The 18,465-nt window shown below is 70.0% G+C and carries 11 protein-coding genes; 8 read left to right on the top strand and 3 right to left on the bottom strand.

Annotated elements, in window-relative coordinates; genetic code table 11:
- Positions 1 to 61 precede the first annotated feature (61 nt).
- The 4 genes from KILIM_RS12630 (at position 62) to KILIM_RS12645 (ending at position 2,235) form a co-directional block, all read left to right on the top strand.
- Positions 62 to 385 carry a thioredoxin family protein gene (locus KILIM_RS12630; protein WP_217997103.1) on the top strand — a complete coding sequence of 108 codons (324 nt, stop codon included), beginning with the start codon at positions 62 to 64 and terminating at the stop codon, positions 383 to 385.
- A 69-nt stretch (positions 386 to 454) separates the two neighbouring features.
- The gene (locus KILIM_RS12635) at positions 455 to 688 is read left to right on the top strand and encodes a FitA-like ribbon-helix-helix domain-containing protein (protein WP_006593090.1); all 234 of its coding nucleotides are present in this window, start codon (positions 455 to 457) and stop codon (positions 686 to 688) included.
- 7 nt (positions 689 to 695) lie between these two features.
- Positions 696 to 1,124, top strand: a complete 429-nt coding sequence (locus KILIM_RS12640; protein ID WP_006593091.1) for a type II toxin-antitoxin system VapC family toxin — start codon at positions 696 to 698, stop codon at positions 1,122 to 1,124.
- A gap of 94 nt (positions 1,125 to 1,218) precedes the next feature.
- Positions 1,219 to 2,235, top strand: coding sequence for an LLM class flavin-dependent oxidoreductase (locus KILIM_RS12645; protein WP_006593092.1), 1,017 nt, complete (start codon positions 1,219 to 1,221; stop codon positions 2,233 to 2,235).
- 78 nt (positions 2,236 to 2,313) lie between these two features.
- Here the strand turns inward: KILIM_RS12645 and KILIM_RS12650 are convergent, their stop codons facing one another.
- Positions 2,314 to 4,875: a glycogen/starch/alpha-glucan phosphorylase gene (locus KILIM_RS12650; protein ID WP_006593093.1), complete on the bottom strand. Its 2,562-nt coding sequence runs from the start codon at positions 4,873 to 4,875 to the stop codon at positions 2,314 to 2,316.
- A gap of 123 nt (positions 4,876 to 4,998) precedes the next feature.
- Entirely contained in the window at positions 4,999 to 6,522 is a 1,524-nt protein-coding gene (locus KILIM_RS12655; RefSeq protein WP_006593094.1) for an FAD-binding dehydrogenase, read from the bottom strand.
- Between the two features lie 95 nt (positions 6,523 to 6,617).
- On the opposite strand from KILIM_RS12655, the gene KILIM_RS12660 reads away from it, so the two are divergent.
- Positions 6,618 to 7,361 carry a DUF1028 domain-containing protein gene (locus KILIM_RS12660; RefSeq protein ID WP_006593095.1) on the top strand — a complete coding sequence of 248 codons (744 nt, stop codon included), beginning with the start codon at positions 6,618 to 6,620 and terminating at the stop codon, positions 7,359 to 7,361.
- A 27-nt stretch (positions 7,362 to 7,388) separates the two neighbouring features.
- Here the strand turns inward: KILIM_RS12660 and KILIM_RS12665 are convergent, their stop codons facing one another.
- Positions 7,389 to 8,588 carry a DUF2207 family protein gene (locus KILIM_RS12665; RefSeq protein WP_006593096.1) on the bottom strand — a complete coding sequence of 400 codons (1,200 nt, stop codon included), beginning with the start codon at positions 8,586 to 8,588 and terminating at the stop codon, positions 7,389 to 7,391.
- A 247-nt stretch (positions 8,589 to 8,835) separates the two neighbouring features.
- Between KILIM_RS12665 and cls the strand changes: the two genes are divergently transcribed.
- The 3 genes from cls to KILIM_RS12680 all read left to right on the top strand — a co-directional run bounded on the left by cls (position 8,836) and on the right by KILIM_RS12680 (position 18,446).
- The gene (gene cls, locus KILIM_RS12670) at positions 8,836 to 10,338 is read left to right on the top strand and encodes a cardiolipin synthase (RefSeq protein ID WP_006593097.1); all 1,503 of its coding nucleotides are present in this window, start codon (positions 8,836 to 8,838) and stop codon (positions 10,336 to 10,338) included.
- 219 nt (positions 10,339 to 10,557) lie between these two features.
- On the top strand, positions 10,558 to 15,594 hold the full coding sequence (locus KILIM_RS12675; protein WP_006593098.1) for a 2-oxoacid:acceptor oxidoreductase family protein: 5,037 nt from the start codon (positions 10,558 to 10,560) through the stop codon (positions 15,592 to 15,594).
- Complete coding sequence (locus KILIM_RS12680) at positions 15,591 to 18,446, top strand: sulfide/dihydroorotate dehydrogenase-like FAD/NAD-binding protein (protein ID WP_006593099.1); 2,856 nt, start codon at positions 15,591 to 15,593, stop codon at positions 18,444 to 18,446. Before KILIM_RS12675 ends, KILIM_RS12680 begins: the two co-directional genes overlap by 4 nt.
- Positions 18,447 to 18,465 lie beyond the last annotated feature (19 nt).

Here is an 18,465-nt window from a genome sequence, read left to right on the forward strand (position 1 = left end):
GGCGGCGGCCCGCGTGGGGGCGAGATGCGGGGGGCGGGCAGGGGGCGGGCATGCTGGGGTGGTGACCGACTACCGCACTGAGCAGCCGACCCGTGACGACATCGACGCGACCACCGGACCCCTGGTGCTCGCCTTCGGCACGGAATGGTGCGGCTATTGCCTCGCCGCCGACCGATACGTCAGCGCCGCGCTGGCCGACCACCCCGACGTGCCCGTGATCGGCGTCGAAGACGGCCCGGGTCGCCCCCTCGGCCGCTCGTTCCGCGTGAAGCTGTGGCCCACCCTGATCTTCCTGCGCGACGGCACCGAGGTCGACCGCGTCGTGCGCCCCGGCAACCGCGCCCCCCTCGACGAGGCCCTCGCCGCGATCACGGCTGCGGCCTGAGCGCCATCGCCGCACCCCGAGACGACATGCCTGGCGAGTGCTAGCATTGCTATCACGGAGGTGGTTGCCATGGGCACGCTCACCATCAGGCAAGTCAACGAGCTAACGCATACCCGGCTGCGGGAGCGCGCGGCCGCTAATGGTCGGTCCGTCGAGGCGGAGGTGCGGGCCATCTTGGACCATGCCGTCGGGCCGCCTGGCGAGAACATCTTGCTTGGACTGCATGACGCCTTCGCCGGGAACGGCGTGGAATTGGAGATCCCCGAGCGCATGGACCACGCCCGACCGATCGACCTGTCGTGATCATCTCGTGATCATCGCGGACACGAACGTCGTCTCGGAGTTCATGAAGGACGCGCCGAACACGGCGGTCCTGCGGTGGGCGCAGGGCATTCGTCGAGCGGATTTGACCATCACCGTCATCACCGTCGAGGAGGTCGAGCGGGGCCTCGGCCGGATGCCGGCGGGTCGCCGTCGCCGAGATCTCGAGCAGCGCTGGGACGGGCTGCTGCGCCGATTCACCGACTCCATCACCTCGTACGATCTTGCGGCCGCCCACGCTACGGCCGGCGTGCTCGTCGAGAGCCTGCGCCGCGGACACCAGATGACCCTGGCGGACGCGCAGATCGCGGGGATCTGCCGCTCTCTGGGCGCGACGCTGGCCACGAGAAACACCAAGGATTTCGAGGACATCGCCGAACTCGACATCGTCGACCCTTTCGACGCGCCACCCACCTGACGGGACCGCTGCTAGCGCCCTGCGCCAGCAGCGCAGCGCCCGGCCCCGAGGCGGCTCCGGGAATAGCGGCGGGCCCGAATTGTTGACACGTCACATGAAGCGCATCGGCTTTCTCTCCTTCGGGCATTGGACCCCGCATCCGCAGTCGGCGACGCGCTCGGCCTCCGACGTGCTGCTGCAATCGATCGAACTCGCCGAGGCCGTCGAGGCGCTCGGCGGCGACGGGGCGTACTTCCGCGTGCACCACTTCGCGCGGCAACTCGCCTCGCCGTTCCCGCTGCTGGCAGCCGTCGGCGCGAAGACCCAGCGCATCGAGATCGGCACCGGCGTCATCGACATGCGCTACGAGAACCCGCTGTACATGGCCGAGGACGCCGGCGCGGCCGACCTCATCAGCGGCGGACGCCTGCAGCTCGGCATCAGCCGCGGGTCACCCGAGCAGGTCGTCGAGGGCTACCGCCACTTCGACCACCACCCCCGCGAGGGCGAGTCGGACGCGCAGCTGGCGCGCCGGCACACCGCCCGGTTTCTGGAGGTGATCGACGGGCAGCAATTCGCGCAGCCCAACCCGCGGCCGATGTTCCCCAACCCGCCCGGGCTGCTGCGGATCGAGCCGCACTCCGAGGGCCTGCGCCAGCGCATCTGGTGGGGAGCCGGGTCGCGGGAGACCGCGCAATGGGCGGCCAAGGAGGGCCTCAACCTCATGAGCTCCACCCTGCTGACCGAGGACGCGGGCCTCCCGTTCCACCAACTGCAGGCCGAGCAGATCCGCCTCTTCCACGAGGCCTGGCGCGCCGCCGGGCACCAGTGGCAGCCCCGCACGTCGGTGTCGCGCAGCATCTTCCCGCTGGTCACCGACACCGACCGCAGCTACTTCGGGCTCGAGCGCGGCAGTTCCGACCAGGTCGGCATCATCGACGGGATGCGGTCGACCTTCGGCAAGACGTATGCCGCGGAGCCCGAGGAGCTGGTTCGTCAGCTCGCCCAGGACGAGGCCATCGCCGCAGCCGACACCCTGCTGCTGACCGTGCCCAACCAGCTGGGCGTCGAGTACAACGCCCACGTCGTCGAGCAGGTGCTGGCCGTCGGCCGCGAACTCGGCTGGCGCTGAAGCACCCGCCACAAGAAGCGCGAAAGCGGCGGTGGCAATCTGCCACCGCCGCTTCGAGCGACGTCGATACGCGCTACCTCAGAGCCGGATGCCGGCGCCCCAGATGCGGTCGAGGTAGTCGTGCATCGAGCGGTCGGAGGAGAAGAACCCGGCGCGCGCCACATTGAGGATGGCCGAGCGAGTCCAGGCCTCGGTGTCGGCGTACGCCGCGTCGATCCGCTCCTGCACGTCGATGTACGACTGGTAATCGGCCAGCGCCATGAACCGGTCGTTGTACAACAGGTCGTCGACGAACGCGCTGACGCGGCCCGGGTCACCGTCGGTGAACGCCCCGGAGGCGATGAGGTCGATGACTCGCTTGAGCCGCGGGTTGTCGGCGTAGACCTGGCTCGGCACGTAGCCCGAGGCGTGCAACGCCGCGACCTCCGGCTCGCTCATGCCGAACAGGAAGAAGTTGTCGTCGCCGACCAGCTGCCGGATCTCGACATTGGCGCCGTCGTCGGTGCCGACGGTCAGCGCCCCGTTGAGCGCGAACTTCATGTTGCCGGTGCCGGAGGCCTCCATGCCGGCCAGCGAGATCTGCTCGGAGAGGTCCGCGGCCGGAATGAGCGTCTCGGCGAGCGTCACGTTGTAGTTCGCCGGGAAGGCCACCGCCAGCCGCCCCTTGACCGCCGGGTCGGCGTTGATGGTCTTGGCCACCGCGTTGATGAGCGCGATCGTCTCCTTGGCCATGTGGTAGCCCGGGGCTGCCTTGGCGCCGAAGATCACGGTGCGCGGCGTGACGTCTTCGGCCGCCACCTCGCCGGAGCGGATCGACTCGTACAGCGTGACGACGTGCAGCAGCTTCAACGATTGCCGCTTGTACTCGTGCAGCCGCTTGACCATGACGTCGAGCAGGTGCCCCTCGGGTAGCTCGACCCCGTCGCGCACCAAGAGCAGCGCACGCAACCGCTCCTTGTTGGCCTGCTTGGCCTGGCGGAACTGCTCGCGGAACTCCGGGTCCTCGGCGAAGCTCTCCAGCCCCGAGAGCCGGCTCAGGTCCCGCTCCCAACCCGGGCCCACCGCCTCCGAAATGAGCTCGGAGAGAGCGGGGTTGGCCTGCCGCACGAAGCGACGCGGGGTCACGCCGTTGGTGACATTAGTGAACTTGTCGGGGTACATCTGCGCGAAGTCCGGCAGCAGCTTGTCGCGCAGCAACTGCGAGTGCAGCTCGGCGACCCCGTTGACCTTGGCCCCGGCCACCGTCGCCAGGTGCGCCATCCGCACCGCGCGGAACGGGTGATCCTGCACGATCGACATCCGGCGCACGCGCAGCTCGTCGCCGGGGAACGCCTCCCGCACCTGCTCCAAAAAGCGCTCGTTGATCCCGTAGATGATCTCCAGGTGCCGCGGCAGCAGGCGCCCGACGAGCTCGACCGGCCAGACCTCCAGGGCCTCCGGCAGCAGGGTGTGGCAGGTGTAGGCGAAGCACTTCTGGGTGATCTCCCAGGCCTCGTCCCACTCCATCCCCTTGTCGTCGATCAGCAGGCGCATGAGCTCGGGGACCGCGATGACGGGGTGGGTGTCGTTGAGCTGGAAGATGATCTGGTCGGGCAGCCGCTTGAGGTCGAAGTCGGGAGGCAGCGTCTGGTCGATGTAGTCCTTCAGCGAGCACGCGACGAAGAAGTACTGCTGCTGCAGCCGCAGCTCACGCCCCTGCGGGGTGGAGTCCTCGGGGTAGAGCACCTTGGTGATGTTCTCGGCGAAGGTCTGCGCGCGCACGGCCTCGGCGTAGTCGCCGGAGTTGAAGATCTGCAGGTCGAAGGCGTGGGTCGCGCGGGCGCTCCACAGCCGCAGCGTGTTGACGACGCCGTTCTGGTAGCCGGGCACCATGTAGTGGTACGGCACGCCGAGCACGTTCCAACCCGGGATCCAGCGCGTGCGCTCGCGACCGTCCTCGTCGGTGTACTGCTCGGTGTGTCCGCCGAAGTTGACCTCCACCTCCCGCTCGGGGTGCGGAAACTCCCACGGGTTACCGAACGAGAGCCACGTGTCGGGCACCTCGACCTGGCGGCCGTCGACGAACGTCTGGCGGAAGATGCCGTACTCGTAGCGGATGCCGTAGCCGACGCACGAGACGTCGAGCGTGGCCAAGGAGTCGATGAAGCAGGCGGCCAGACGGCCGAGGCCACCGTTACCCAGCCCCGGCTCGACCTCCTGGGCGCGCATCGTGTCGAGGGAGATGCCGCATTCGGCGAGGGCCTCCTGCACGATGTCGACCATGTCGGTGGCCAGCAGCGCGTTGTCGAGCTGGCGGCCCAACAGGTACTCGGCCGAGAGGTAACCGACCATCTTGGCCGGGTGCTCGCGGCGGCGGCGGGCGGTCTCCAGCCAGTCGGCCATGAGGTAGTGGCGCACTGCCCGGGCCATCGCGAGGTACTGGTCGTTGGGCGAGGACCGCGCGAGCGTGACCCCCTGCCCGTACTGCAGTTCGCGCAAGAACTCCCGCAGGAAGCCCTCGCTCGAGCGGGTGGGGGGCACCACCGGCCCGCGGGCCAGCGCGTGCGTCGGCTCAGCCGCCGGGCCGCGGGACTCGCGCCGCGGGGGGGCCGCGCTGTCGGGCTCCTGGCCAGGCAGTTTGGGGGTGAGATCGGGGGTCATGTCGTCTCCTTGAAGGGCCACGCGAGCCGATCGGGTCGCGCGACGATCAACGTTGTTACGGCGTGCTCAACCTGGACCCTACCGGGGTGAGCCGGATCGGCGGCCAGCGATCCGAATCCGTGCTCAGCCGGTCTGTGCCGCGGCCGCGCGTCCGGCCACCCGACCGGAGAACAGGCAACCGCCGAGGAACGTGCCTTCGAGGGCGTTGTAACCCATCATTCCGCCGCCGCCGAAGCCGCTGACCTCGCCCGCTGCGTACAAACCCGCGACCACCGAGCCGTCGGCGCGCAGGCACCGGCCGGACAGATCCGTCTCCAGTCCGCCGAGAGTTTTGCGCGAAAGCACGTGGAGGCGCACGGCGATGAGCGGGCCGGCCTTGGGGTCGAGCAGGCGGTGCGGCGGGGCGACCCGGATGAGTCGGTCGCCCCGATAGTGGCGGGCCCCGCGGATGGCGGTGATCTGAGCGTCCTTGGTGAAGGCGTTGTCGATCTGGCTGTCGCGGGCCTCGATCGTGCGACGCACGTCGGCGGGATCGAGGGTCGGCGCGTCGTCGTCGGCGAGGGCGTTCATGCCGGCGACGAGCTGCTCGAGGGTGTCCGCCACGACGAAGTCCTCGCCGTGGCGCTTGAACGCCTCGACGGGGCCGGGCGCGCCGGGTTTGACGCGGGAGAGGGTGAGGGTGAGGTCTTTGCCGGTCAGGTCGGGGTTCTGCTCGGAGCCGGAGAGGGCGAACTCCTTCTCGATGATCCGCTGGGTGAGCACGAACCACGAGTAGTCGTAGCCGGTGCCGCGCAGGTGGCGCAGGGTGCCGAGGGTGTCGAACCCCGGAAAGTACGGGGCCGGAAGGCGGCGGCCGGCGGCGTCGAGCCACAGGGAGGAGGGGCCGGGCAGGATGCGGATGCCGTGGTTCGCCCAGATCGGATCCCAGTTGCGCAGCCCCTCGACGTAGTGCCACATGCGGTCGTGGTTGCCGCCGATGCCGCCGGCGGTGACGACGACCGCGTGGGCGCGTAACTCGAACTCTCCCAGCGCCTCCCGGCTGCTCGCCACGCCGCGGGGGGCGGTCGTGGGGGCCAGCACGGTGCCGCGGACGCCGACGACGGCGCCCTGGTCGACGATCAGCTCGTCGACCTGGCGACGGGCCCCGAACCGGATCCGACCGGTCAGGGCGTGCTCCCGGACCCGGCGTTCGAAGGGCGCGACGATGCCGGGGCCGGTGCCCCACGTGATGTGGAATCGAGGCACCGAGTTTCCGTGCCCCTCGGCGCGACCGTCGCCGCGTTCGGCCCAGCCGACGACGGGAAACAGCCGGTGCCCCATGGCGTGCAGCCAGCTGCGCTTCTCCCCCGCGGCGAAGTCGAGGTACGCCTGCGCCCACGCCCGCGGCCACCGGTCCTCCTCCCGGTCGAACTGCGCGCTGCCGAACCAGTCCTGCCGAGCGAGCTCCGGGGAGTCCTTGATGCCCATCCGGCGCTGCTCCGGGCTGTCGATGAGAAACAGGCCACCCAGACTCCAGAACGCCTGCCCGCCCAGGCTCTGCTCCCCCTCCTGGTCGAGCAGCACGACGCGGCGCCCCGCGTCCGCGGCCTCGGCCGCCGCCACCAACCCGGCCAGCCCCGCCCCTACGACGATCACATCGGCGTCCATCGCTCCATGGTGTGGCGCGGCTCCGGAGCGGTCAATGCCCTGGTCAATGCCCTGATCACGACGCGGGCGGGGAGCCGGTGTGGCACGGTAGGGCGGTGACTTTCTCACTGCTGGCGCGCTGCCCGGAGACGGGTCAGTTCGGCGCGATCGTCGCGAGCCGGGTACTGGCCGTGGGGACCCGCGTCCTGGCGGCGCGGGCGGGGGTCGGCGCGGCCGCCACGCAGGCCGGGGCCTGGACTCTGTGGCGGCGAAACCTCCTGGATGCCGTGGAGCTGGGCTGTTCGTCGGCGCAGGCCATCGACCGGCTCGCCGCGGAGCGCAACCTGGCGGACGCTCAGGTGGCGGTGGTGAGCGCCAGCGGCGCGGCGGCGTTCACCGACGCGGGATGCACCGCGGCTGCCGGGAATCTGGACACGGAGTACGGGGCGCGGCCCGGGCGGGAGGCGCTGGCGCCGGGCTGGGTGTCCGCGCAGGGCAACACGCTGGCCGGGTCGTCGGTGGTGCCCGCGCTGCTCGAGGGTTTCGTGCGGTGTGACGGGTCGTTGCTCGAGCGGCTGGTCGCCGGGTTGCTGGCCGGTGAGGCCGAGGGTGGCGACTCCCGCGGCCGTCAGTCGGCGGCCGTTCTGGTGGTGCCGGGGCAAGTGCGGATCTCGCCGCGGCACGCCACGCAGCATCCGACCGGGGCGTGGGACGACCCGTTCGTCGACCTGCGCGTGGACGACGATCCGGAGGCCGTCGCGGTGCTCGCCGAGCTCACCCGCACCCACACGCAACACCGGGAGCGCATCCGGGCGGGCGCGCCGCAGCCGCACGAGGACGCCCTGCTGCTGCCCGACTGACCAGCCAGGCCCGGCGCGATCGGCGCCTCAGAAGTCGAAGTCGCCGAAGAAGCCGCCGCCGTCGCCGTCGCCACCGCCGCCGAACCAGCCGCCGTCGCCGCCGGCGTCACCGCCACCGCCGGCATCCCCCGCGTCGCCGCCGTCGCCGAAGCCACCGTCTCCCATGCCGCCGTCGCCGAAGACATCGCCGGTGAGGTCGCCGATGCCGTCGGTGAGGTCGGTCAGCGCCTCACCGAGGCCGGCGAAGAGGGCGCCGCCGGAGGCGATGTCCATCCACAACGCCATCCAGATGAGGTCGGGGGCCCAGAGGGCGGCGATGTCCTCGTCGACGCCGCGGGCGACGTCCTTGAAGACCCCGGTCCAGTGGTCGGCGGCGTTGAACGCGATGGCCCACGGCAGGTAGCGGCTGAAGATGCCGGCCGCGTCCTCGACCTTGATCTGGTTGGCTTCGGCGGTGTCGATGTAGCGCTTGAAGCCCATCGTGCGGAAGTACGCGGCGGTGCCCTCGGCGGGGCGACCCATCGGGCCGCGCACCCGCCCGGCGGTGATGGCCAACGCCCCCGCGCCACCGGCCGCTACCCAGGCCAGCGGGTTGCCGGCGAGCCCGAGGAAGCCGGCGATGAGCGCGGCGAACACCGCCCCGAACGTCAGACCGCCGGTGGGAGCCTTGCGGCCCCGCGGGTCGAGGTCGATGTACTGCTTCTCGACCGCCGACGACAGCACCTCCGACTCCAGCCGGGCGAACGCGTCGCGCAGTCCCGGCTTGGCGGCCGACAGGCTCACCGGCTGCCCGTCGCCGAAGTCGAAGTAGTCCAGCAGCCACAGGCTGTCCGGCTCGGGGGCGTGCGGCGGGCGCTGCGGGTCGCGGTTGACGGTGACGATCCAGTCGTTGCCCTCGTCGTCCTTGCGCATCGTCAGGTATCCGTTGACGACCAGCGCGATGATCGAGGCCGCCAAGTCGCGGGGCCCCGTCTGCCGGTCCAGCAGCAGCCCCACCTCGCGCGGCTGCACTCCCTCGGGCGGGTTGAACGCCACCGCGTAGTTCGTGGCCAGCAGTTCTCGCTCGGTGATGGGCCGCGTGGGCTGCTCCGCGCCGACCGGAGGGGTCAGGCCCGGGGTCAGTCCCTCGTAGATACGGCTCGCGTGCCGATCGCGCCACTGGCCCGCCAACGGCCAGGCCCCGGCGACCAGGGCCACGCAGAGGACCATGCAGATAACGGTCAACATGGGCAGTTGTCCCTCCTCGGTCGGCCGCGTCGGGCTTGCTCGATCCTCCCCTAAACCCTCGCATGCCGTCGACCGGGCCACGGGAGCCGCCCCTCCCGGCCGCCCGCGGGAGGCCCGCAGCCCGCACCTTTCCAGACGACTGCGCAGACCGACGGGGCAGACCGACGGCAACGGGCCGGAGGGCGATAGGCCGGGGCTAAGCTCACCGCATCGCGCCGAGAGCGCCCGACCACTGTGGAGGTTCGAGTTGTCCGCCCTGCTCTCCTGGCCCCACAGCTGGTTCACGGCGCTGCTGTCGGCGCTGATCTTCGTCGGGCACCTGGGCGTCGCGGCCCGAGCGTTGACCCGGCCGAACCGCACCCCGGCCTCCCGGGTCGCCTGGGTCGCGGTCATCACCGCCGTGCCGTTGCTCGGCATCGTCGCCTACCTGCTGCTCGGCGAGACGAGCATCGGCCGCGCGCGCGAACGACGGCTGCGCGAGGTCATCGCCGCGATGCCGAAGCCGAGCACCCCCACGGCCCCCAAGAGCGCGATGCCGGACCGCATCGGTGAGGTCTTCGACCTGGGGACGACGATCGACGGTTTGGGACCCGTCGCCGGCAACCACATCCGCCTGCTCGGCGACCCGGACGCCTCCGCCGACCGACCGATGCTCGACTCGGAGCTCGCGATCGAGAGCCTCGTGGCCGACATCGACGCGGCCACCGACAGCGTCCACATCGCGTTTTACATCTGGCTCGACGACGTCTCCGGCGGCAAGGTCGCCGACGCGGTCGCCGCCGCCGCCCGCCGCGGTGTCTCCTGCCGGGTCTCTGTCGACGCGCTCGGCTCGCGGGCCTTCACCCGCTCACCTCGGTGGGGCCAGCTCAAGGACGCCGGGGTGCACGCCGTCGTGACCCTGAACGACATCCCGCGGCTGGGGCATCTGCCGGTGGGACGCCTGGACCTGCGCAATCACCGCAAGATCGTTGTCATCGACAACACGATCGCCTACTGCGGGTCGCAAAACTGCGCCGATCCGCAGTTCCGCGTGGCGGCCAAATACGCGCCGTGGGCCGACATCTTCCTGCGCTGCGAGGGCCCCGTCGTGCGCCAGTTGCAGTACATCTTCCTCACCGGCTGGCTCGCCGAGAATCCCGCCGACGAGGCGGAGCTCATGGCGCTGCCCAGCGCCCAGCCGGGGCCGCAGGTCTTCTCCGACGGCCCGGTGGCGCAGATGTTCGGCACCGGACCGACGACGCCCGGCAACTCGATGTCCGACATGTTCGTGGCGACGATCTTCGCCGCGCGCTCAGACCTGCTGATCACCACGCCGTACTTCGTGCCCGACGAGGCGCTGCTGCGGGCGTTGTGCGCCGCCCCGCGCCGCGGGGTGCGCACCCGGATCATCTTTCCGGCCCGCAACAACTCGCGGCTGGTCGGCGACGCCAGCCGCAGCGACTACGCCGAGATGCTGGCGGCCGGGGTGCAGATCTACGAGTACCCGCTGGGGCTGCTGCACACGAAGTCGATGACGGTCGACGGTGAGTTCGCGCTCGTCGGCTCCGCGAACATGGACCGCCGCAGCCTGCAGTTGAACTTCGAGAACAACCTCGTCGTCGCCGACCCCACCACGACGGCCGCGGTCCGCGCTCGCCAGGAGACCTACCTGTCGGTCTCCCACCAGGTGCTCGACGCCAAGGTCGCGGCGTGGCCCTTCCACACCCGGCTCGTGCAGAACACCGTGGGGATGCTCGCTCCCCTGCTGTGAGGCGCCCGCCGGGTGGGGGTACAGCAGGGTCTGCCCGAACGCCGCGAGCGCGACAAGCCGCACCGCACACAAGACTGTGACTTGGATCACGCGGCCCAAAGGTCCCGGATCGCGCATGGTGCAGCGGCGGATGATCGGCCTTGTACCACCCGATCACTATGTGGGCCGGTGGTGAAACCTGCGGCCCACGGCCGGACGAAGGCGTCCGCGGGAGCCGTCATGAACAGCAATGCCCCCTACCCGGGAAACCCATCGGTCATCAACGGAAACGGCGCGGTCGCGCACGTGATGAGTCAGGTCTGCGGGGGTGTCATCGGCTACCCGATCACCCCCTCGACCGAGATCTCCGAGCTCTACGAGGCGGCCCGCGCGGAGGGGGGTGTCAACGTCTGGGGCAAGCACTCGTTCTTCTTCGAACCCGAGGGTGAGCACTCGGCCCAGAGCGGCGCGCTCGGCGCCGCGCTCACCGGCGGCCAGTTCATCTCGAACGCCTCCTCCAGCCAGGGCATCCTCTACGCGATGGAGTCCCACTACGTCACGGTGGGCAAGAAGATCGGCGGGTTCGTGCTGCAGGTCGCGGCGCGCGTCGTCTCCAAGCACTCCCTCAACGTCATGGCCGGCCACGACGACATCTACGCGCTGCTGTCCTCGGGCTACACGGTGCTCTTCGGGTCCAACCCGCAGGAGGCGGCCGACCTGGCGGCGATCTCGTATCGCGTGTCGTCGCTGTCGCTGATCCCCGTGGCCAACACGATGGACGGCTTCGCGACGAGCCACATGCTCTCCGAGGCGCTCATGCCGGAGCCGGAGTTGTTGCGTGAGTACCTCGGCGACCCCGCCGGGCGTATCCAGTGCCCGACGTTGGCGCAGGAGATGTTGTTCGGCGCCAAGGGCCGCGCGTTCCAGCTCGGCGGCTTCCTGACCAGGCACAGCCGGGACATTCCCGAAGCAGACGTCACAGCGTTGCGTGCGTTCCTCGAGGCCCGCAGCGAGGAGATCGAGGCGGACGACGCCGGCGAACTCGTCGCCACCACCCTGGCCTGGCTGCCGAGCGAGTTGCACCGCGCCTGGCGCCGGCAGTGGGTCAACGCGTGGGCCAAGGGCACTCGGCAGCTCGTGCCCGCCCTCGTCGACGTCGACAACCCGGGTCTGACCGGCCCGGTGCAGAACCAGCCCGACTTCCAGGCCGGCTCCGTCGATCACCGCACCCACTTCGCCTCCGCGGTGCCAGCCCTCGTGCGGCAGGCGATGGAGGAATACTCCGAGCTCACCGGCCGCACGTACAGCCCCGTGCACACCTATGACACCGACGACGCCGACTACGTCTTCGTCGGGCTGGGCTCCGTGGGCGACGACGTGCGCGCGGTGCTGCCGTACCTGCGCTCCCAGGGCATCAAGGCGGGCCTCGTCAGCGTCAAGCTGCTGCAGCCCTTCCCGGAGGCCGACGTCGTGGCGGCCCTGGCGGGCAAGAAGTGCGTCACGGTGCTCGAACGCTCCGACCAGACGGCGCTGACCTCGTTGGTCACCGCGGCCCTGTTCAAGGCCGGTCAGAATGTGATCGCCGAACGCCACCCGGGCATCCCGGCCCTGGCGCAGCTCCCCACACTGACCACTGCGATTTTCGGTCTGGGCGGCCACGATCTACAACCGCGGCACCTCATCGCCGCCGCGCAGGCCATGACGGCCGACGCCCCGGCGCCGCTGATCTACCTCGGCTCCCAGTTCTTCGACAAGGACCCGGACCCGCACATGGCGGACATCCAGGAGCGGCTGCGCACCGCCTACCCCGAGACCGAGCTCATGGCGTTGGAGACCGGCGACAACCCGGTGCTGCTGCCGCCGGAGGCGATGCGCATCCGGTTCCACTCCGTCGGCGGCTACGGCACGATCGCCACCGGCAAACTGCTCACCGACATCCTCGCCGGGGTGCTGGGGATGCACAGCAAGTCGGCGCCGAAGTACGGCTCGGAGAAGTCCGGCGCGCCGACGAACTACTACATCACCCTCAGCCCCGAGCCGATTCTGCAGACCAACGCCGAGCTCGAAGAGGTCGAGGTCGTCATTTCTCCGGACCACAAGGCGTTCATTCACGCCAATCCGCTCAAGGGGTTGGCCCACGGCGGCACGTTCATTCTGCAGACGAGCCTGTCGCCGGAGCAGATCTGGCGTGACCTGCCGCGACGTGCCCGCGAGGTCATCCGGGAGAAGAAGATCAACTTCTTCGTCGTCGATGCGTTCGCGGTCGCCAAGAAGCACGCACCGAGCCAGGACCTCGAGACCCGGATGATGGGCATCGCGTTCATCGGAGCGGTCGCGGCGTATGTCGACAAGGTCGCCTCCGGTGCCTCCCGCGAGGAGATTCTGGAGCGGGTCCGCAAGCAGATCGTCAAGAAGTTCGGGCGCAAGGGCGACACGGTCGTCGAGTCGAACATGGCCGTCATCCTCGACGGCATCGACGCGACCCAACGGGTGGAGTACGAGTCGGAGGCGTTCCCTGAGATCGGCTCCACGCCGGCTCCCAAGCCGCTGCTGACCGTCGCACTGTCGGCGTCGATGTGTCCGAGCACCCGCGCCGAGCGCACGAGCGGCCTCTTCGACCCGGCGTACTACGAGGACGTCATGGCGCGCCCGTTCCGCGAGGGCACGATCGGCGAGGCCCCGGTGCTGCCGGGCGCCGGCCTGTTCATTCCCGCGGGCACCGCCGCCGGCAAGGACAAGGGGCTCTTCCGGCGCACCGTGCCGGAGTTCAACCCCGACATCTGCACCGGCTGCATGGACTGCGCGCTGACCTGCCCCGACGCCGCGATCCCCAACACGGTCCACGAGATCCACGACCTGCTGCTCACCGCCATTTCGCGGATCGAGGCCACGGCCGGGCAGCGCGAGGACCTGCGCCGCGAGGTGTACGGCATCTCCGAGCGGACCCGCGAGGCGCTGCGCCACCGCGAGGCCAAGCCGTTCCACGAGATCGTCGCCGGTGCCGCCGGCTCGCACGTGCGCTCGGATGCGGCGCTGACCCGCACGTTCGACGCGGTCGTTGCGGAGCTGTCGACCTATCCGGTCGCGCGCACCCGCCCGTTCTTCGACTCCGTGGAGAAGGAGGAGCCGGGCAACGGTGGCCTGTTCACCGCGACGATCGACCCGTGGAAGTGCACGGGCTGCCTGGAGTGCGTCGACGTCTGCGGGCCGGGCGCGCTGACCGCCGTCGAGCAGGACGACGACCTGCTGACGAGCCTGCAGCAGCGGTTCGCGTTCATGTCGGCCACGCCGAACACGCCGGGCCGCTTCATGGAGGGCGCCGACACCCCCGACGGCGACATCAAGCGCCTCATGCTCGACCACGACACGTTCTGGGCGACGACCGGCGGCCACGGCGGTTGCCGCGGCTGCGGTGAGGTGACCGCCATCCGGCTCGTCATGTCGACCAGCCACGCGATCGGCAAGCGCCGCCGCACCGAGCACATCCGCGAGCTCAGCGACCTCGTCGACCGGCTGTACGCGAAGGCTGCCACCGTCACCGACGAGGCCCGCAAGGCCCGGATCGGCGCGGCGTTGAAGACCCTCGAGCACCGGCTCTACCTGCAAGAGGGTGGCCCGACGGGCAACGGCCCGGCGCCGACGATCATCGCCAACGCCACGGGCTGCAGCAGCGTCTACGCCTCCACGATGCCCTACAACCCGTACGTCGACCCGTGGGTCAACAGCCTGTTCCAGGACGCCCAGCCGCTGGCCAAGGGCATCTTCGAGGGGACCGCCGCCCACATCGCCGCCGACGTGCGCGCGATGCGAGTCGCCGCCCTCGAGCTGGCCGACGCCTACGACCCGGCGCAGCACGACCGGGCGATCGCGACGCTGGGCTGGACGGGTTTCACCAGGGCCGAACTCAACCTCCTGCCGACGGTGATGACGATCGGCGGCGACGGCGCCTCCTACGACATCGGCTTCGGCGCGATGTCGCGGGTGCTGGCCAGCGAGACGCCGATCAAGGTCATGGTGCTCAACTCCGGGGTCTACTCCAACACCGGCGGGCAGGCGTCTACGGCCAGCCTGACCTCGCAGGATTCGGACCTGTCGCGCTTCGGCGCCGCCCACGACGGCAAGCACGAGTCCCGCAAGGAGCTGGGGCTGCTCGCCTCGTTCCACCCGGGCGTCTTCGTCTGCGCGACGAGCACGGCGCTGCAGGGGCACTTCCTGACCAACTCGATGCACTACCTGCAGTACAGCGACGGGCCGGCGGTGCTCGACATCTACACGCCCTGCGGTTCCGAACACGGCATCCCGGAGGAGGCGTCGGCACGGCGGGCGCGGTTGGCCGTCGAGTCGCGGATGAACCCGGTGTTCGTGCACGACCCGCGCCGCGGATCGACGCTGAGCGACTGGTTCTCCATCGAGGGCAACCCCGACCTCGACAAGACGTGGACGACGACCGACCTGGCCTACAAGGGCGACGACGGTTCGATCCAACTGCTGACGACGCCGCTGACGCCGGCGGAGTTCGCGCTCGGTGAGACCCGCTTCCGCAAGCAGTTCCACAAGCTGCCGACCGACCTGGAGGCCGTGGCGCTGCCGGTGAGCGAGTACATCGAGTTGCCGCGCGAGCAGCAGGCGGGGCACATGCCGTTCGTGTACGCCACCGACGACGACCAGCACCTCATCAAGGTGCAGTGCTCGGCGCAGATCGTCGCGCTGGTCAAGGACCGCAAGCGGTACTGGCAGATGCTGCAGTACCTCTCCGGGACCCACGCGGCGCAGCTCGACGCGCTGCACAAGCACGACCTCGAGGAGCTGCGCGGCCGCTACGAGCAGTCGATGCGTGATCGGGAGAGCGCGATCGACGACATCGCCAACGCGATGGCGTCGCTGGCCTCGACCAGTCGGGCGCCGGTGACGCTGGGCGCCTCGATCGGGATGCGACCCGCGAGCGTCGCGCCCGGCGCGGTCGCCCCCGGCAGTGCAGCGGGCAGTGCACCCGGTAGCGCACCCGCTGCGGCGCCGAGCGCTCCGGCGACGGCGACGGCGACTCTGGACGCACCGATCTTCCTCGCGGAGGCCGACGTGCCGCTGTGCAACGACTGCGGCACCTGCTACCAGGAGCTGCCGCAGTTCTTCGAGTCGACGACGATGGTCATCGACGGCGCCCCCGCCAAGGTGGCCCGCATGATCCCCGGCGCGCTCGAGACCGTGCCGATCACCCCCGAATTGACCAAGCGGATGGATCGGGTCAAGAAGACGTGCGATGCGGAGATCATCCGATGACGACCACACAGAATCCTGGGGCATCGGCCGGGTCGGGTAACGACCGGCTCGGCGAGTGGCTCGAGGCGAACCAGACGTTGGAGTCGACGCGCAGCCGCGTCGACGTCCTCGAACACAGCGAGGAGGTCGAGGGCTTCAACCGTCAGCTCGAACTGCTGCGGCGCCGCCTCATCAGCGACCCCGTCGCGTTCCGGCAGATGTTCATCGACGACGGCGTCAACGCGGTGGCGTGGGAGTTCGCGCAGAGCGACCTGAGTCCCGACTTCGCGCGGGAGATGTGGCGCATCCTGGCCCGCGGCGACGACGCCTCGCGGGTGCTCATGCGGTACGTGTGGGCGCTGCCGCTGAAAGGCAAGCGGTCGTTCATCCGGGCACTGGACGCGCACCTGTCGGATCGCTATCCGATGTTCAAGGGGCTGAGTAAGGACTGGCCGGCGGGCAACTCGATCCCGCCGCACATCCGCACCCCCGAGCAGCGGGCCACCGACTTCGGCCTGGTCAACGAGGGCTACCTCGGGTACATGAACGAGGGGCTGACCCGCACCGAGGTCGACGTGCTGGTGTGGCTGGAGGCGCTGCGCGACAAGCAGTGCGAGGAGAAGCCCTGCGAGGTGGGCGTCCACATCGCCGGAAAACCCCAGGTCAAGGGCGGTTGCCCGGTCAAGATCCACATCCCGCGGGTGCTGGAGTTGGTGGGCACCGGCCGCTTCCACGAAGCGATGGAGCTCATCGAGTCGTGCAACCCGCTACCCGACGTCACCGGCCGCGTCTGCCCGCAGGAGCTGCAGTGCCAGGGCGTGTGCATCCAGAACAAGATGCCGATCGCCATCGGCCAGCTCGAGTGGTTCCTGCCCGAGCGGGAGAAGCTCGTCGACCCGACCTCCGACCAGCGTCGGTTCTCTGGCCGCCGCGACCCGTGGATCGCCGCGACGAAGCCGCCGGTCGCGATCATCGGCTCCGGACCATCGGGGCTGATCAACGCGTACCTGCTGGCCGCGGAGGGGTTCCCGGTCACGGTCTTCGAGGCGTTTCACGCGCTCGGCGGGGTGCTGCGTTACGGGATCCCGGAGTTCCGGCTGCCGAACGACCTCATCGACGACGTCGTCGGCAAGATCAAGCTGCTCGGCGGGCGCTTCGTGCCGAACTTCGTCGTCGGCAAGACCGCGACGATCGAGCAGCTGCGGGAGGCCGGCTTCTGGCGGGTCTTCGTCGGCACCGGCGCGGGGCTGCCGAAGTTCATGGACGTGCCCGGCGAGCACTACCTCAACGTGATGTCCGCGAACGAGTTCCTCACCCGCGTCAACCTCATGCAGGGTCTGCGGGAGGAGTACGAGACTCCGCTGCCGGCGACGCAGGGCAAGCAGGTGCTGGTCATCGGCGGCGGCAACACGGCGATGGACGCCTCCCGCACCGCCCGCCGTCTCGGCGGCAACGTCACGATCGTCTACCGCCGCACCAAGGGCGAGATGCCCGCCCGCGTCGAGGAGCTCGAGCACGCCCTGGAGGAGGGCATCAACCTGCTCCCGCTGCGCTCCCCGCAGGAGTTCCTCGGTGACGACGCGACGGGCTTCGTCACCGCCGCGACGCTGGACGTCATGGAGCTCGGCGAGCCGGACGCCTCCGGTCGACGTCGCCCGATGGCGACGGGCACCACCGAGGTGATGAAGGCCGACCTGGTCATCATGGCGCTCGGCAACTCCTCGAACCCGATCATCAAGGACTCGGTGCCCGACCTGCACACCACGAAGTGGGGCACGATCGACCTTGAGCACGCCGGATCGCAGGAGACGTCCGTCGAGGGCGTGTACTCCGGCGGCGACGCGGCTCGCGGTGGGTCGACCGCCATCAACGCCGCCGGTGACGGGCAGGCGGCGGCGAGGGAGATCATCGGTCACCTCGACGTGCCGCCCGCGCAGATCCGGGAGATGGTGGCCGCTGCGAAGGACTACACGGACAAGGCGGCGACGGCTCAGGTCATCGTGTCCAAGCAGCACCTGGCCGACGGCATCGAAGAGATCGTCGTGCACTCGCCGGTCATCGCGGCCGCCGCGCAGGCCGGGCAGTTCGTGCGGGTGCTGCCGTGGGACGACGGGGAGCTTATCCCGTTGACGCTGGCCGACTGGGACACCGAGGCGGGCACGATCTGCCTGGTCATCCAGGGGGTCGGCACGAGCAGCATCGAGATGAACGCGATGTCGGTCGGCGACTCGTTCGCCGGGATCGCCGGTCCGCTGGGGCGGGCCAGTGACATCCACCGGTACGCCGACGACGAGACGGTGGTCTTCACCGCCGGCGGGCTGGGCCTGCCGCCGGTCTACCCGATCGCCCGCGCGCACCTGCAGGCCGGCAACCACGTGACGCTCATCAGCGGCTTCCGCAGCGCAGGGCTGCTCTTCTGGACGGGCCCTGACGAGCGGGTCGCCGCGCTGCAACGCGAGTTCGGCGACCAGCTGGAGGTCATCTACACGACCAACGACGGCACGTTCGGCGTCGAGGGCTTCGTCACCGGGCCGCTGGAGCAGCTGCTCGACGCGGCGGCCGCCGGCACCGGCCGCACGGTCGCCGAGGTCGTCACGATCGGGCCGCCGATGATGATGCGGGCCGTCAGCGACCTGTCCCGGCGCTACGGCGTCAAGACGGTCGCGAGCCTCAACTCGATCATGGTCGACGCCACAGGAATGTGTGGAGCGTGCATGGTTCCGGTCGTCATCGACGGCAAGAACATCCGCAAGCACGCCTGCATCGACGGCCCGGAGATCGACGCCCACATCATCGACTGGGACAAGTTCCTGCCCCGCTTCGGGCAGTTCAAGGCCCAGGAGAAAGCGAGCCGTGAGCGACACGGCCTCTGAGGAGGGCCCATCGATTCAC

The sequence above is a fragment of the Kineosphaera limosa NBRC 100340 genome (assembly GCF_000298215.1).
Lineage (GTDB): Bacteria > Actinomycetota > Actinomycetes > Actinomycetales > Dermatophilaceae > Kineosphaera > Kineosphaera limosa.